The 14986-nt window shown below is 75.0% G+C and carries 16 protein-coding genes; 7 read left to right on the forward strand and 9 right to left on the reverse strand.

Going from position 1 to position 14986, the window contains the following annotated elements:
* Nucleotides 1–22: 22 nt before the first annotated feature.
* The 4 genes from ACFY61_RS15205 to ACFY61_RS15220 form a co-directional block, all read right to left on the reverse strand.
* Nucleotides 23–274 (reverse strand): hypothetical protein, encoded by a 252-nt coding sequence (locus ACFY61_RS15205; RefSeq protein WP_389471769.1) that lies wholly within the window; start codon nucleotides 272–274, stop codon nucleotides 23–25.
* A 171-nt stretch (nucleotides 275–445) separates the two neighbouring features.
* Entirely contained in the window at nucleotides 446–739 is a 294-nt protein-coding gene (locus tag ACFY61_RS15210) for a hypothetical protein (protein WP_389471772.1), read from the reverse strand.
* A gap of 93 nt (nucleotides 740–832) precedes the next feature.
* A complete protein-coding gene (locus ACFY61_RS15215; RefSeq protein WP_389471775.1) occupies nucleotides 833–2014 on the reverse strand; it encodes a spore photoproduct lyase family protein in 1182 nt (393 codons plus the stop codon).
* A gap of 137 nt (nucleotides 2015–2151) precedes the next feature.
* Nucleotides 2152–2634, reverse strand: coding sequence for an MSMEG_6728 family protein (locus ACFY61_RS15220; protein WP_389471777.1), 483 nt, complete (start codon nucleotides 2632–2634; stop codon nucleotides 2152–2154).
* Between the two features lie 116 nt (nucleotides 2635–2750).
* On the opposite strand from ACFY61_RS15220, the gene ACFY61_RS15225 reads away from it, so the two are divergent.
* The gene (locus ACFY61_RS15225) at nucleotides 2751–3800 is read left to right on the forward strand and encodes a serine hydrolase domain-containing protein (RefSeq protein ID WP_389471779.1); all 1050 of its coding nucleotides are present in this window, start codon (nucleotides 2751–2753) and stop codon (nucleotides 3798–3800) included.
* 125 nt (nucleotides 3801–3925) lie between these two features.
* Nucleotides 3926–5215, forward strand: coding sequence for an MFS transporter (locus ACFY61_RS15230; protein WP_389471782.1), 1290 nt, complete (start codon nucleotides 3926–3928; stop codon nucleotides 5213–5215).
* Between the two features lie 416 nt (nucleotides 5216–5631).
* Here ACFY61_RS15230 and ACFY61_RS15235 read toward each other — a convergent pair whose 3' ends face one another.
* The gene (locus ACFY61_RS15235) at nucleotides 5632–5958 is read right to left on the reverse strand and encodes an SH3 domain-containing protein (protein WP_389471784.1); all 327 of its coding nucleotides are present in this window, start codon (nucleotides 5956–5958) and stop codon (nucleotides 5632–5634) included.
* Between the two features lie 286 nt (nucleotides 5959–6244).
* Here ACFY61_RS15235 and ACFY61_RS15240 point away from each other — a divergent pair, with 286 nt between their 5' ends.
* Nucleotides 6245–6487, forward strand: coding sequence for a protealysin inhibitor emfourin (locus ACFY61_RS15240; protein WP_389471787.1), 243 nt, complete (start codon nucleotides 6245–6247; stop codon nucleotides 6485–6487).
* Between the two features lie 253 nt (nucleotides 6488–6740).
* Here ACFY61_RS15240 and ACFY61_RS15245 read toward each other — a convergent pair whose 3' ends face one another.
* The 3 genes from ACFY61_RS15245 to ACFY61_RS15255 form a co-directional block, all read right to left on the reverse strand.
* Complete coding sequence (locus tag ACFY61_RS15245) at nucleotides 6741–6914, reverse strand: hypothetical protein (protein ID WP_389471789.1); 174 nt, start codon at nucleotides 6912–6914, stop codon at nucleotides 6741–6743.
* Entirely contained in the window at nucleotides 6908–7129 is a 222-nt protein-coding gene (locus ACFY61_RS15250) for an STAS domain-containing protein (protein ID WP_389471791.1), read from the reverse strand. The genes ACFY61_RS15245 and ACFY61_RS15250 overlap by 7 nt, the downstream gene beginning before the upstream one ends.
* Before the next feature lie 128 nt (nucleotides 7130–7257).
* The gene (locus ACFY61_RS15255; protein ID WP_389471794.1) at nucleotides 7258–7809 is read right to left on the reverse strand and encodes a hypothetical protein; all 552 of its coding nucleotides are present in this window, start codon (nucleotides 7807–7809) and stop codon (nucleotides 7258–7260) included.
* 348 nt (nucleotides 7810–8157) lie between these two features.
* Between ACFY61_RS15255 and ACFY61_RS15260 the strand changes: the two genes are divergently transcribed.
* Nucleotides 8158–8718 (forward strand): hemerythrin domain-containing protein, encoded by a 561-nt coding sequence (locus ACFY61_RS15260; RefSeq protein WP_389471796.1) that lies wholly within the window; start codon nucleotides 8158–8160, stop codon nucleotides 8716–8718.
* A gap of 24 nt (nucleotides 8719–8742) precedes the next feature.
* Here ACFY61_RS15260 and ACFY61_RS15265 read toward each other — a convergent pair whose 3' ends face one another.
* Nucleotides 8743–9270, reverse strand: a complete 528-nt coding sequence (locus ACFY61_RS15265) for a hypothetical protein (RefSeq protein ID WP_389471798.1) — start codon at nucleotides 9268–9270, stop codon at nucleotides 8743–8745.
* Nucleotides 9271–9418: 148 nt separating this feature from the next.
* Between ACFY61_RS15265 and ACFY61_RS15270 the strand changes: the two genes are divergently transcribed.
* The 3 genes from ACFY61_RS15270 to ACFY61_RS15280 all read left to right on the forward strand — a co-directional run bounded on the left by ACFY61_RS15270 (nucleotide 9419) and on the right by ACFY61_RS15280 (nucleotide 14972).
* Nucleotides 9419–10627 carry a hypothetical protein gene (locus ACFY61_RS15270; RefSeq protein ID WP_389471799.1) on the forward strand — a complete coding sequence of 403 codons (1209 nt, stop codon included), beginning with the start codon at nucleotides 9419–9421 and terminating at the stop codon, nucleotides 10625–10627.
* A 640-nt stretch (nucleotides 10628–11267) separates the two neighbouring features.
* Nucleotides 11268–13208, forward strand: a complete 1941-nt coding sequence (gene htpG, locus ACFY61_RS15275; RefSeq protein ID WP_389471802.1) for a molecular chaperone HtpG — start codon at nucleotides 11268–11270, stop codon at nucleotides 13206–13208.
* Nucleotides 13209–13466: 258 nt separating this feature from the next.
* Complete coding sequence (locus ACFY61_RS15280; RefSeq protein WP_389471803.1) at nucleotides 13467–14972, forward strand: SulP family inorganic anion transporter; 1506 nt, start codon at nucleotides 13467–13469, stop codon at nucleotides 14970–14972.
* Nucleotides 14973–14986 lie beyond the last annotated feature (14 nt).

Here is a 14986-nt window from a genome sequence, read left to right on the forward strand (position 1 = left end):
CGCCGCACCCTCCTCGGCCCGGCTACTCGGCCGTCGGCCCGCCGGCGAGGGCCCGCCCGACGGTCTGCCCGCTGAGCCCCGTGGTGGCCACGAGCTCGGATCGGCCGACACCACGGCGGTGGGCTGCACGCATCGCCGCGTTGCGCAGTGCCACGTCGGGCCGGGAGGGGTTCGCGGCCAGCCTGCGTTGGACGAGGGCGATGAACCGGAGCAGCATCCGGCCCTGCCAGACGGTCAGTCGATGGGGACGGGCGGGTGTCGCGGGTGCGGCCAACGTGCGTCCTTCCGGTCGGAGACGTTCCTGTTCCGACGGTGACGGCATGCGATGCCCGCCGGCCAGAGCGCGATCCGGCCGCACCGGGCGGACACGGGCGGTGCGCCCGTGCAGCGGTGCGCCCCGGGAGGTCTCGGCCGTCCCGTGCCGCCCCACGGGGCGCGGCCGGTCTCAGCCGGCGGGCGGTGCGTCCGGGCCTGCGGGCGGTGCGTCCAGGCCGGGGATGCCGCAGCCGTACCGCGCCGCCTCCTCCGTCCACGCGGGCGTGGGGTCGACGAAGTACTGCACCTCACCGCGGCGGTAGGCGTCGAAGTCGCGCTGGAGGGCCGCGCACCGGCACGGGTCGGACGGGTCGGACGGGAACGCGGCCGCCGTCGCCGACGTGGCCGACAGGCCGTACAGGACGGCGGCGATGACGGCGGCACGGAGGCCGCTCTGGACGGCGTGCTTCCCGCGGTACGGCATCACGTCCGGGGCTCCCTCCGGCGGGGCGGTGTGCGGCGCCCACCGTACCGGCGGCGCCCCGGGCCCCGCCCCGGCGGCGCGCCGGCGTACGGGTCAGAACGCGTACCGCACGCGCAGCCAGGGCGCGCGCGCCCCGATCATCTCCTGCAGCGCCGCCACCGCCGACGCCTTCACCGTGTTGCGGTAGCGCACGTTCCAGCCGCCGTTCTCGGACCGCTTCGGCTGCTGCAGGCCGGGACGCCACAGCACTTCCTCGGCCCGCGGGTGCCAGCCGAGATTGACCTCGTGCAGCTCGCGGTTGTGCGTCAGCATGATCACCTCGGCCGCGGCCTGGTCCTTCACCCGCCGCGGCAGTGCGTCGTCCATGGCGCCGAGCAGCTCGCCCCAGTCCCGCTCCCAGCCCTCCCGGATCACCACGGGGGAGAGGTTGAAGTGCACCTCGTAACCGGCGTCCAGGAAGTCCGCCGCCGCGGCGAGGCGCTCCGGGACCGGGGTGGTCCGCACGTCGAGCAGCCGGGAGTCGTCCGGCGGCATCAGGGAGAACCTGATCCGCGTACGCCCCCGCGGGTCCAGCCGCAGCAGGTCCGGGTTGACGAACTTGGTCGCGAAGGACGCCTTGGCGGTCGGCCACCGCCGGAAGGCCCGCACCAGGTCCGCGGTGTTGTCGCTGATCAGGTCGTCCACCGCGCAGTCGCCGTTCTCCCCGATGTCGTACACCCAGGCGTGCTCGTCGCACTGGTTGGGCTCCCGCTTGGGGCCCGCCGCCGCGATGTGCCGGCCCAGCGCGCCCAGCACCCGTTCGACGTTGGTGAAGACGGTGATCGGGTTGGCGAACCCCTTGCGGCGCGGGACGTAGCAGTACGCGCACGCCATCGCGCAGCCGTTGGAGAGCCCCGGGGCGATCCAGTCGGCGGACCGCCCGTTGGGCCGGACGGCGAAGGACTTGCGCTCGCCGAGCACCAGCGTCTCGCGCTTGACCCGCACCCACCGCTCCACGTTGCCCTCGTTGCCGTGCAGGTGCGGGATGCGCCAGTGGGAGTCCGTCTCCACGACCCTGGCCTCGGGGAAACGCGCGATGATCTGCCGCCCCCGCAGGGAGTCGGCGGCCGCCGGCTCGGCGTGGATCTCCGCGACCCGCAGCATCCGGTGGGCCTGCGGTCCGTCCCGGAAGGGCGTGGCGTCCGCATCCCCGGCGGGCCGGGCGGCCGCCACCAGGTCGTCCAGGCCGAACAGCCCCTCGGCGGGGACGGGTGGTCCTGCGGAGCGCCGGGCCATGTCCACGTCCCTTCGCCGGTAGCGCCTCGGACACCGCGCCGCCGCCCACGGGACGGGCCGCCCCGGACCGCGAGCGCGGTGCCTCCCAGTGTACGGAAGGGCCCGGACGCCCCAGGGACGAGGAACCAGGCCCCGGGTCACGGCCCGCCGGGCCGGGCCTCCCGGTCGGAGGCGGGCCACACGTACGGCAGGTCCTCGGGCACGCCGGGGAAGTGCCGCCGGTACACCTCCGGGTCCTTGCGCACGAGCGCGGACTGGTGGCTCCGGTGGAACCCCGGGTCGCCCAGCCAGGGCGGCAGCTCGCCGTCCGCCGCGAGGCGGTGCTGCTCCCGCACCGTGCCCCCGGGGCACCAGGCGAGGTACCCGCCCATCAGGGTGGCCGCGCACGTGTCGGCGCGCCCCTCCGCGGTCCACACCCCGCACACGTCCAGGGTGTACCGCACCAGCGCCTCCTCGTAGCCCGCCCACATCCGGACCGCCGGATGCCGGCGCCACCCGTACCCGGGCACCGTCAGACCCCGGAACACCTGGAGCGCCTCGACCCGCTGCTTGCCCAGCCGCCGCGGGTCCAGTACGGCGGCCGAACCGGCGAAGTCGGGATACGGAAGAAACGTCTGCATGCCCCGCGCGTACCCGTTCGTATCGGCCCCGCTCCTCCTCAGGTCGCACGGCGGCCACCGCGGAATCATCACCCGGGCGCAGCGGGCCGGCCCTCCCGCGCCCCGATGATTCAGGCATGGACACGGCACACCGACTCGGCACCCTGGCCCGGCACACCGCGGACCGGCTCGCGCGAAGGCACGTAGGCGTCGTGGTCGCCGCCGTCGCGGGCGGCCACGTGGAGATCGCGGGGGCGGGAACCACCGGCGCCACCGGCGGCGGAACACCGGACTCCGGCACGCTCTTCGAGATCGGCTCGGTGACCAAGACCTTCACCGGGCTGGCCCTCGCACGGATGGCGGTCGCCGGCACCGTGCGCCTCGACGACCCGCTGGCCGCCCTCCTCCCCGACGGCACCGCCGTACCCTCGCGGGACGGGCAGGAGATCACCCTCCGGCACCTCGCCACCCACACCTCCGGCCTGCCCCGGCTGCCCAAGGGCATGCTGATCCGCGCCCTGCTGCGCCCGGGCACCCCCGACCCGTACGCCGGCTGCACCGCGGACGTCCTGCTGGCCGGGCTGGCCCGCACCCGCCTGCGCGCCACCCCCGGCCGCCGGGTCCACTACTCCAACCTCGGCGCCGGGCTCCTCGGACTGGCCCTCGCCCACCGCGCCGGCACCACCTACGAGGAGCTCGTCACCGACGAGGTGAGCGCCCCGCTCGGCCTGCACGACACCGCCGTCTCGGTCGCCGGCACCCGGGCGGGCCGGCTCGCCCAGGGCCACGACGCCAGGCGCCGCCCCACCCCGCCCTGGCACCTGGCCGACCTCGCCGGGGCAGGCGGCCTGTGGTCCACCGCCACCGACCTGACGGCCTACCTACGGGCCCAGCTCGACGGCGGCGGCCCCGCGGAGCTCGCCGAGGCGATCCGGCTCAGCCGGGAGGTCGAGCACCGCACGAACCGCTTCACCTGGCAGCACCTCGGCTGGGCGGCCCACCGCCTGCACCCGAGCCAGGGCGGCCACCTGCAGATCTGGCACAACGGCGGCACCGGCGGCTTCTCCTCCTTCGCCGGGTTCGACCCGGAGACCGGAACCGCCGTCGCCGTCCTGAGCAACACCCGGCGCTCGGTCGACGCCCCCGCCTTCGAGCTGCTGCGCACCCTCCAAAAGGAGTCGGCGTGAGCAGCGTCCGGCGCTAGCATCGGCCCCATGAGCCGACGACATTGATCTGCTGAACCCGCCTCCTCCCGCGGACCGCCGCGGCCGCCGCTCGTCCGGCGTCCGAAACGAACCCGCGGGAAGGCCCCATGACCCTGACAGCCCCGAGCGCGCCCCGCACCCCGGTGCGGCGCCTGACGGCCGCGCTCTACTGCTACGCGTTCCTCGACGACCTCGTCCTGCTCTACCCCGTCTACGCACTGCTCTTCAGCGACACCGGACTGTCGGTGTGGCAGATCTCCTCGCTCTTCGCCCTCTGGTCGCTGAGCGGCGTCCTGTTCGAACTGCCCTCCGGTGCCTGGGCCGACGCCTTCTCCCGCAGGACGCTGCTGTGGGCCGGTCCGCTGCTCACCGCCGCCGGCTTCGGCCTGTGGGTGCTCGTGCCCTCGTACGGCACCTTCGCCATCGGCTTCGTGCTGTGGGGCGCCAAGGGCGCGCTCGGCTCCGGCGCGCTGGAGGCGCTCGTGTACGACGAGCTCGACCGGCGCGGCGCCGCCGACCGGTACGCCCGGACCATGGGCCGGACCCGCGCCGCCGGACTGCTGGCGGTGATGGCGGCCAACGGCCTGGCCGGACCGGTGCTCGCGGCCGGCGGCTACCCGGCGGTGGGGGCGGCGAGCGTCGCGGTCTGCCTGCTGGCCGCGGCGGCCGCCGCCTGCCTGCCGGAACACCGGCCACGGCGCACCGGCGGCCTGACGGCCGGCGGCGCGACGGGCGGCGGCGCGACGGCCGGCGGCGTAACGGCCGGCGGCGGGACGGTCCGCGACGGCGGTCCGGCCGCGGGCTGGGCGGCCGCCCTCCGCGCGGGCCTCACCGAAGCCCGTACGAACCGGCCCGTACGCGGCGCCCTGCTGCTCGTGCCGGCCGTGACGGCCGTCTGGGGCGCCCTCGACGAGTACACCCCGCTCCTGGTCCGCGACACCGGCACGGCCACGGCGGACGTGCCGTACCTGCTGCTGGTCGTCTGGGCCGCGGCCACCGCCGGCGGTCTGCTGGCCGGTGCCGGAGAACGCCTGGGCCGGCGCGGCCTCGCCGGACTGCTCGCCTCCGCCGGGGCCGCCCTGGCCGCGGGCGCGCTGCTGCGCCACCCGGCAGGCGTGCTGCTCGTGGCGCTCGCGTTCTGCGGCTTCCAGCTGGCGAGCGTCCTGGCCGACGCCCGGCTCCAGGCCGGCATCCGCGGACCGGCCCGGGCCACGCTGACCTCGCTGGCCGGGACCGGCACCGACCTGGGTACCGTCGCCGTCTACGGGGCGTACGCGGCGGCCGCTTCGGCCCTCCCGCACGCCGAGGTCTTCGCGCTGTTCGCCGCCGTCTACCTCGTGACGGCCCTGGCGCTGGCCCGGCGCCGCCGGCCGGATGCCCGCCCCGCGGCGGGGTGAGCCCCCGCCGGCGGCGGCCGCGGTCAGGTGGCCGGGCCGGGCGCGGGGAGCGGCCCGGGCAGCGGTCCGGGCGGCGGCCCCGGCTCCGGGCGGGGGCCCGGCGGCTCGGGGTCGGGACCGGGCCGCGGCGGGGCCGGGGGCACCGGGTCCGGGCCGGGGGCGGGCACCGGTCCGGGTACCGGCCCGGGCTGCGGACCCGGTCCCGGGCCCGGCGCCGGGGTGGGGTTGGGGGGTACCGGATCGTTGGGTGGCGTACTCATGGCGACTCCTCCCCGTACGCACCCGCGGCCGTCCGACGGCGGCCCGGGCCGTACGTCATCGACTCGACGGATCCACGCGCTGCACGGTGCGGTGCACGGTGCACGTGCCCGCCTGCCCCGGGAACGGCCGGGGCATCCGCCCGGCCCGCCACGGGCTCAGCACCACGGCACGACCGTGTAGTTGTGCACGTACCGGGCCGACACCCAGCCGTGCTTGCCGTGCTTGTCGTGCAGCCGGTACCAGATGTCGTTGCCCTCCACCCAGTCACCGGCGGTCTGACAGGCCAGCCGGACCTGCCGCCAAGGATCCAGGACGCCCACGACCCGGGCGTCCCTGGTGGCGTGGGCCCGGACCTTCACCCCGGACGGGCTGACGACCAGCCCCTCCGCGTACGCCGGTTCCGCCACCGCGGTCCCCGCGGCCACGACCGCCGCCACGACCGCGGCCGTACCCGCCACCACGAACCTCCTGAAACCACGCACCGGCGCTCCCATCCCACGACCGACCGGGCCGCCCTCGCGCGGCACCGGGCACGACCCTGCGCCACGCCCGGCCGCACCACCGGCCCGGCACACCGCGCGCTCCCCCCATCGGCGGACACCGCGCCGGCGCAACCCCCTCCGAAGGGGTCCGCACCGGCCATGGAACGGCGGTTTCCGGACGATCCGCGCCGAGGGCGGCCCGGTGCCGGGAGCGGACGGGAGTTCGGGGCAGCCGCGACCACGGCGGCACACCGCCGACACGCACTCGCCATCGGGAGGAACGGCCATGCTGATCACCGTCACCCGGTCCGGCGGCTTCACCGGCGTCGAGAAGACCCGCGAACTCGACACCGACGGCCGTGCGGACGCCGCGCGCTGGGAGGAACTCGCCCACCGGGCCCTCGCGGCCACGGCGGACGGCTTCCACTACCGCATCACCATCGACGACCAGGTGCTCGACGTCCAGGACCCCTTCCTCTCCGAGGAACAGCGCGAACTGGTCCGCGCCGTCCTCGGCGAAGGAGCCTGACCCGGCCCGGGACCGGGCGGGTGCCCGGTCCCGTCACGGGCTGTCCAGGCCCTGACGGCGGGGAGACCTGACGGTCAGCGGGCCGTCAGCGCGGCCGCCGACCGCCGGCTCGGTGCCGCCGTCGCCTGCCTCCGCCACCACGCCTGGCCGGACCCGACCCCTGCGACAGCCCACTGCTCGCGGCCACCGCCGCCCGCCACCTCGCGGCCGTCGCCCTGCGGGCCCTGCCCGACACCACCGTGCGAGGAACCCGTCAGCTCCCGTGGGTCACCGCCCGCACGACCACGAGGGAGCCGTGCTCGTACGGGCGCACCCGGCGGCCGTGGGTTTCGAGGGAGTCGTCCCGGATCCCGGAGGGCGCGGGCCACCACCTGGTGACCCGCGTGGTGCGGGCGGCCGTCCCGGGGTCGTCCCAGGGGATCAGCACCGTTCCGTCCCGGTGCTCGCGGACCCGGACCCCGCTGTCCACGGCGGGGCCTCCGCCGTACGCCGGACACCGTCGGCGGCGGCGGTGACCACGACGGTCTTGCCCTCGGACGCCGCACGCACCACGAGCCCGGTCAGGACCGCCCGGGCGGCCGGCGCGAAGGAGGTCACGCCACCGAGGTCGAGGTCCAGGCCCTCCGCCGAAGCGCTGGGCATGGCCGCTCCCTCCACAGGTCCCCCGTGCATCGTGGATCCCGGCCGCCCCCGCGGGCAGCACCGCGAACGAACGTCCGGGGCCGGTCCGGTCCACGTGGCGGAACACCGGCCGGCCGCCGCGCTCGGGGTCAGCCGGTGAGGCTGGTCCCGGCGCGCAGGCGGTCCTCCAGACCGCCTCGGTGCAACTCGGCCACCGGGCCGACGAGATCGGGGTGCCGCAGCAGGCCGGCCGCGCCCCGGTCGTGGGCGTCCGGCTCGGTCAGCCGCCGGAACACGACGGGCGGGACCGGCGCGTGCGCCGTGCCGGCCAGTGCCCCCATGGCTGCCGCCGCCAGTCCGGGATCGCTCAGCAGGCTCACCGCCCAGCTGGCGACGACCTCGTCCACCCACGTGCGCCATGCATCCGCCCCGGGATCCTCCCCGGGATCCTCCCCGGCATCGGCGGAGCCGTCCGCGCCGGTGACCCAGTCGAGCCGGCCCGTACCGCCCGGTCCCGTCAGCAGGACCAGCTCCGCGTCCAGCTCCGTCGGGTACCGCAGCCACGCCGCCACCGTCACCGCCTGGCGGGCCTGCGCCTCGGCGAGGCTGCGCTGGAAGGCGCCCGGACCGGACGGGTAGGCGCGGAGGAGCCACTCGGTGGTCGCCGCTATCAGCGGGGACAGGGAGACGTCTTCGGACATGGCGGACCATCCGGATGGAGCGGACAAGAGGGCGGAACGGGTGAACCATAGCTCCGCCCCGGTCCCGGCCGGAACGCTTCCCGCCGGTAAGTGACCACGGCCTCATCCGCCCTGTGCGCCCCGTCCGCCTCGTCCGCCTCGTCCGCCTCGTCCGCCCCGTCCTGTCGGCCCCGTCCGTCCCGTCTGAGCCGCCCGACCCGTCCGCCGCGAGGCGCCCGGAGGCGGCGGGCGGCGGCGGCCCGAAGCGCCCGGGAGCGACACGCTGGGTGCGGGCCCAATCCCCGGCGCGTCCTCCGCCTGCGCGTTAAGTGGGGAAGGTCCACAACGGCCCCATCCCCAGGAGAACCCATGGGACACGGCGGAGACGTGATCGCGGAGCTCACCACCGACCACGAGGAAGTGGAGGAGCTCTTCACCAACATCCAGGAGGCGTCGGCCGGCGACCCCCGCAGGAAGACCTACGCGGACCAGGTCACCATGGAGCTGGTCCGGCACTCGGTCGCCGAGGAGATGTACCTGTACCCCGCGGTGCGCGAGCACCTCGCCGACGGCGACGCCATGGCCGACGAGGAGCTCCGCGACCACGCGAAGGCCGAGCAGATCATGAAGGACCTGGAGGGCTGCGCGGCCGACGACCCGCAGTTCGACGTCCTGGTCACCAAGCTGATGACGGAGGTCCGCCAGCACATCGCCGAAGAGGAGAACGACCTCTTCCCCCAGCTGCGGGCCGCGTGTTCCGCGGAGATGCTGAACGAGCTCGGCGACAAGGTCCGCCAGGCGAAGAAGATCGCCCCGACCCGCCCGCACCCGTCCGCCCCCGACAAGCCGCCGGCCAACAAGCTCCTCGCCCCGGGCGTCGGACTGGTCGACCGCCTCCGCGACGCCATGTCCGGCCGCGGCAAGGACTGACGCCCCCGCCGCGGCCGCGGACCGTCAGCCCTCGCCGTGCAGGCGCGGCCCGGCCCCGCCCGGCGGCAGTACGCCGGCCTCGAACGCGGCGAGGACCGCGTCGGCCTGGGCCCGGGTGAGCCTGCCCGCCTCGACGGCCTCGTCGAGGCGGGCGTCGAGCAGCTTCTGCAGCCCGGTCCGGGCCTCGGTGCCGCCGGGCCCCCGGAGCTCCTTCAGCTTCCTGAGCACCCCACCCTCATCGAGCCCCTCGAGCCACTTGTGCTCCTTGAACCCCTTGAGGTCCTTGATCCGCTCCTCCCGCTGCGCGGCCCGGAACTTCTCCAGCGACCCCGTCACCTTCTCCACCGGCACACCGAGGTCCTTCGCGAGCGCCTCCGCCAGCTCCTTGCGGTGCTCCTCGCTCCGCTCGACCCGCTCGGCACGCTTCCCCGGAGCCGGCTCGGTGACGGGCTTGGCTGAATCCTCGGCGAAGGCCACCGCCGGGAAGGCCAGCCCGGCGCCGACCAGCACCACACCGGCCGCGATGCCCGCGCGTTTGCCGAAGTCCTTCATGATCATCCTTGCCCTTTCGTCGGTCACGATCGGTGCCGAGGCTGCGGCCCGGACCTGAGCGCCGGCTGGGTGCCGGATGAGAACCCCGTTAAAGCGGCCCGGCGAAAACCGCTGCGGACCGCGGCGCACCCGGCAGTAGCATCCGCGGGTGCCCAGCATCGAGACCCTGACCCCGGACGCCGGCCGCGTCGACGCCGAGGCCCTGCGCGCCGTCGACGCCGAGTCCCTCGCCGACTGCGCAGTCGACCGGACGGAACCCTGGTGGCGCAGGCTCGCCTGCGCCCGGGCGCTGGCCGGGCGGGTGCCGCGGTCCCGGCTGGACGGCCTGCTCGGATGCGTCCGGGCCGAGGACGACACCGGGTCGGTGCGGGTGGCCCTGCTCGACGTCCTGGGGGACCGGGAGGAGCTCCTGCCCTGGCTGCGCCACGAGGACCGCGCAGAGGAGGGCGCGTACGGGATGAAGGAGGCGGTGTTCACGGCGCGGGGGCGCCTCGGCGACCTGACCGCGGCGGCCGGCCTGGCCGAGCTCGCGTTCAGCCCCTGGCGGCACCGCCGCGACACCGGTGACGCCGGCCTGGACGCGCTCGTCGCCCGGCACGGCACCGCCAAGGTGCTGGCGGCACTGGACGACACGCGGCCGGAGGTCCGCGCATGGCGGGTGCGGCTGCGCCACCGCGCCGGCGAGGACGTCACCGACGCGCTCGCCGACCCCGACCACGGGGTCGCGCACCTCGCCCAGGACCTGATCACCGACCCGGACCGCCTGCGCGACCACCTCCGCGGGGCGCCCACCGACGAGGCCGCGCTGTGGGCGGCGTACGCGCTGCACCGGCTGACCGGGGACGCGGCGGAGACCCGCGCCGTGTACGAGGCGCTGGGCCGCCCCCGGGTCGAGGTCGCGGGGCTGACCGAAGACGTACGGCGGGCGGTGGTCCACGAGTACGCCCCCGAATGCGAGAAGCAGAGCGACCCGCGCTGGCGGGTCGAGGCGGTGTGCACGGAGCCACCCGACCCGGTGGACGAGGAGGCGCAGCTGCGCAGGGCCGCGCGGGCCCTGGCCGCCGCCGGGCTGGAACCCGCGCCCCCGGTGTCCTGCGGGGACGCCCACCGGCAGGGCGGCGGCACGTACCACGTCATCGGCTACCGGGACGGACGCGAGGTGTTCATCAGCACCCTCGGGCCGTACGCCGGCGACCACGGGGACGACCCCGAAGCGCGGGCGGCGCTGGAAGCGGCCGGCTTCCGCTGGATCGACGCGGCACAGGGCGGGGTGGCGGTGACGGGCCTGCACGTCTACTACTTCGGCGCGCGTGAACCGCTGGACGTGCACACGCTGCTGTTCTACTGGCAGGACTGACGACGCCCGGGCGGGCGCGTACGAGCCCGGGCTCCGCCCCGGACCCCGCGCCTCGATCGCCGGCGGGGCTGGAGTTGTCGGGCCGAGCGGGTTGGCCGGGCGAAGCGACCGTCGCCCGCTCCCCGGGCGGGGGTATGGAGCCCGAGCGGCGTTTGAGCGGGCCGGGCCGGGCTTCGGCCGGGCCCGCGGGGCCCCGCCCCGGGCCGCGCGCTTCAATCGCCGGCGGGGCGGGAGAGCGGTACCGCCCCGCGCGGCGCCCGGGTGGCGTATGTCATCATTTGGATGACGCGGGCGGGGCCGACGGCGGGAGGGTGAGGGCCATGGACGCGCAGAGCAGCCCGGCGGGCGGCCGGAGGCCGGGCCGTGGCCGCTGCTGGCCGCCGCCGCGGCCTTCCGGCTGATCGGGGCGGCCCGTACCGCCGGCGCCACCGGCCTGGCGGAGCGCCTCGGTGGCGACTCGGCCCCCTCGCCGAGGCCCGCCGTCACCTCGAAGCCGGCCACCCGCCGCTCGCGGACCGGCTGCGCGCCGACAGCGACCCGCGCCGCCGTACCGAACGCGTCCGGGACGAGGGCCCGCCGCACCCCGCGCCCCGCACCACGACCACGACGACAGTGACCCGTCCGAAGGAGAAGAGCCCCTGTGAGCAGCAGCATCGAGACGCTGGAGTTCCAGGCCGAAACCCGCCAGTTGCTCCAGCTGGTGATCCACTCGATCTACTCGAACAAGGACATCTTCCTGCGCGAGCTGATCTCCAACGCCTCCGACGCCCTGGACAAGCTCCGCCTGGAGTCGCTCACCGACCCCACCCTCGAAGCCGACGCCTCCGACCTCTGCATCACCCTCGAAGCCGACCGGGACGCCCGCACCCTCACCGTCCGCGACAACGGGATCGGCATGAGCCGGGACGAGATCGTGGAGCTCATCGGCACGATCGCCAAGTCGGGGACCGGGCGCCTCCTGGAGAAGATCAAGGAGGCCAAGGACGCCGACGCCGCGCAGAGCCTGATCGGGCAGTTCGGCGTGGGCTTCTACTCGGCGTTCATGGTCGCCGACAAGGTAACCCTCCGCACCCGGCGGGCCGGGACCGGCGCCGGCGACGGCACCGTGTGGGAGTCCGACGGCGAGGGCACGTACACCATCCGGTCCGTCGACGGCCTGCCGGTCGGCACCTCGGTCACCCTCCACCTCAAGCCCGCCGACAGCGAGGACGGGCTCGCCGACTACCTGTCCGAGGGGAAGATCCGCCAGATCGTCAAGCAGTACTCGGACTTCATCCGCTGGCCGATCCGGATGGACACCGAGCAGCCCGGCGCCGAAGGCGGCACCACCACCACGACGACCACCCTGAACTCGATGAAGGCGCTGTGGGCCCGGCCGCGCAGCGAGGTCACCGAGGCCGAGTACGGCGAGTTCTACAAGCAGATCAGCCACGACTGGCTCGACCCCGCCGAGACCATCCACATGCGGGGCGAGGGCACCTTCGAGTACGAGGCGCTGCTCTTCATCCCCTCCCAGGCGCCGTTCGACCTGTTCTCCCGCGAGACCAGGCGGGGCGTCCAGCTCTACGTCAAGCGCGTGTTCATCATGGACGACTGCGAAGCGCTGATGCCGAACTACCTGCGCTTCGTCAAGGGCGTGGTGGACGCCCACGACCTGTCCCTGAACATCTCCCGCGAGATCCTGCAGCACGACCGGCAGATCCAGGGCGTGCGCCGCCGCCTGGTGAAGAAGGTCCTCGGCGCCCTCAAGAACGTCCAGGCGTCCGACGCGGAGCGCTACGCGAAGCTGTGGGGGCAGTTCGGCCGGGTCCTCAAGGAGGGCCTGCTGGAGGACGCCGACAACACCGAGGCCCTGCTCGGCCTGGTGTCGGCCGCCTCCACGCACGACCCGGAGACCCCGACCACCCTCCGCGCGTACGTCGACCGCATGAAGGACGGCCAGGACGCCATCTACTACCTCACCGGTGAGAGCCGCGCGACGGTGGAGAACTCCCCGCACATGGAGGCCTTCGCCGCCAAGGGGTACGAGGTCCTGATCCTCACCGACCCCGTCGACGAGGTGTGGGTCGAGCGGGTCCCCGGCTTCGACGGCCACCGCTTCCAGTCCATCGCCAAGGGCCAGGTCGACCTCGACCTCGACGGCTCCGCGGACGGCGACGGCGACTCGGACGCCGACTCCGGCTCCGCGAAGGCCAAGCGGGAGGAGGACTTCGCCGCCCTGCTGCCCTGGATGACGACCACCCTGTCCGAGCAGGTCAAGCAGGTGCGGCTGTCGTCCCGGCTGACGACCTCGGCGGCGTGCATCGTGGGCGACGCCCACGACATGAGCCCGACGCTGGAGAAGATGTACCGGGCCATGGGCCAGGACATGCCTCCGGTCAAGCGGATCCTGGAGCTCAACCCCAACCACCCGCTGATCACCGCCCTGCGCACCGCCCACGCGGCCGACGCGGACGACCCCGCGCTCGCCGACGTCGCCGAGCTGGTCCACGGCAGCGCCCTGCTCGCCGAAGGCGGCGAACTGCCCGACCCGGCACGCTTCACCCGTCTGCTCACCAGCCGGCTGACCAGCACCCTCTGAGCACCCGCCAGCCGCGGCCGGCACCCCCGCACCCGGGGGCGCCGGCCGTTCCGCACCCGGCCGGGGGCCCTGCGCGGCCGGGCGCCGTGCGTGCGCGGCCGGTGCCGTACGCCGCCGGCCGGCCCCGGACCGCCCTCGGACCGAGCCCCAGCCGCGCCCCGGACCGCGTCCCGGCCGGACGGTAAGGTCGTGGGCGCCCCCCGACCCGCCCGCGCCCGCCGATCCGGTGTGCCCGACCCCCGACAGGTTCCGACTCCGTTGTCCTCCGCCACCGCCGTCACCCTGACATCCCGCCTGCGCCGGCTGAAGCCGGACTGGCTGGCCGACCCGAAGGTGTGGCGCACCGAGGTCCTGGCCGGTCTGGTCGTCGCGCTGGCCCTGATACCCGAGGCGATCTCGTTCTCGATCATCGCCGGAGTCGACCCCGCCATCGGCCTGTTCGCCTCGTTCACCATGGCCGTCGTCATCTCGGTCGTCGGCGGCCGGCGCGCGATGATCTCCGCCGCCACCGGAGCCGTCGCCCTGGTCATCGCCCCGCTGAACCGGGAGCACGGCTTCGGTCACCTCGTCGCCGCCGTCATCCTGGCCGGCGTCTTCCAGGTCGCCCTCGGCGTGCTGGGCGTGGCGAAGCTGATGCGGTTCATCCCGCGCAGCGTGATGGTGGGCTTCGTCAACTCGCTCGCCATCCTCGTCTTCATGGCCCAGATCCCGGAGCTGACCGGCGTCCCCTGGGCCGTCTACCCGCTGATGGCCGCCGGCCTGGCGCTCCTGGTGTTCCTCCCGAGGATCACCACCGTGGTCCCCGCCCCGCTCGTGTCCATCGTGGTCCTGACCGTCATCACCGTCTCCGCCGGCATCGCCGTGCCGACCGTGGGCGACAAGGGCGAACTGCCGTCCTCCCTGCCGGTGCCGGGCCTGCCCGACGTACCGTTCACCGCGGACACCCTGCTGACCGTCGCGCCGTACGCCTTCGCCATGGCACTGGTCGGACTGATGGAGTCGCTCATGACGGCGAAGCTGGTCGACGAGATCACCGACACCCGCTCGGACAAGACCCGCGAGTCCATCGGCCAGGGCGTCGCCAACATCGTCACCGGCCTCTTCGGCGGCATGGGCGGCTGCGCCATGATCGGCCAGACGATGGTCAACGTGAAGGTGTCCGGGGCGCGGACCCGCCTGTCCACCTTCCTGGCCGGCGCCTTCCTGATGGTGCTGTGCATCGTCTTCGGCCCGCTCGTCTCCGACATCCCGATGGCCGCACTGGTCGCCGTGATGGTCATGGTGTGCTTCGCGACCTTCGACTGGCACTCCGTCGCCCCCGGGACCCTCCGGCGGATGCCGGCCGGGGAGATCGCCGTCATGGTGATCACCGTCGCCTGCGTCGTCGCCACCCACAACCTCGCCGTCGGCGTCGTCGCCGGCTGCTTCACCGCCATGGCCGTCTTCGCCAGGCGGGTCGCCCACGTCGCCGACGTCACCGCCGTCACCGACCCCGACGGCGGCACCGTCGTGTACCGCGTCACCGGCGAGCTGTTCTTCGCCTCCGCCGAAGACCTCCGCGGCCGGTTCGGGTACGCCACCGACCCGGACCGCGTCGTCATCGACCTGTCCGCGGCCCACGTCTGGGACGCGTCCTCCGTCGCCGCCCTCGACGCCGTCGAGGCCAGGTACGCCCAGTACGGCAAGAGCGTCGAGATCACCGGCCTGAACGGGCCCAGCGCCGAGATCCACGGCAGGCTCACCGGAGAACTCGCCGGCCACTGACGCGGGCCGCGGCC

This window comes from Streptomyces sp. NPDC012888, assembly GCF_042900645.1.
Classification (GTDB): domain Bacteria; phylum Actinomycetota; class Actinomycetes; order Streptomycetales; family Streptomycetaceae; genus Streptomyces.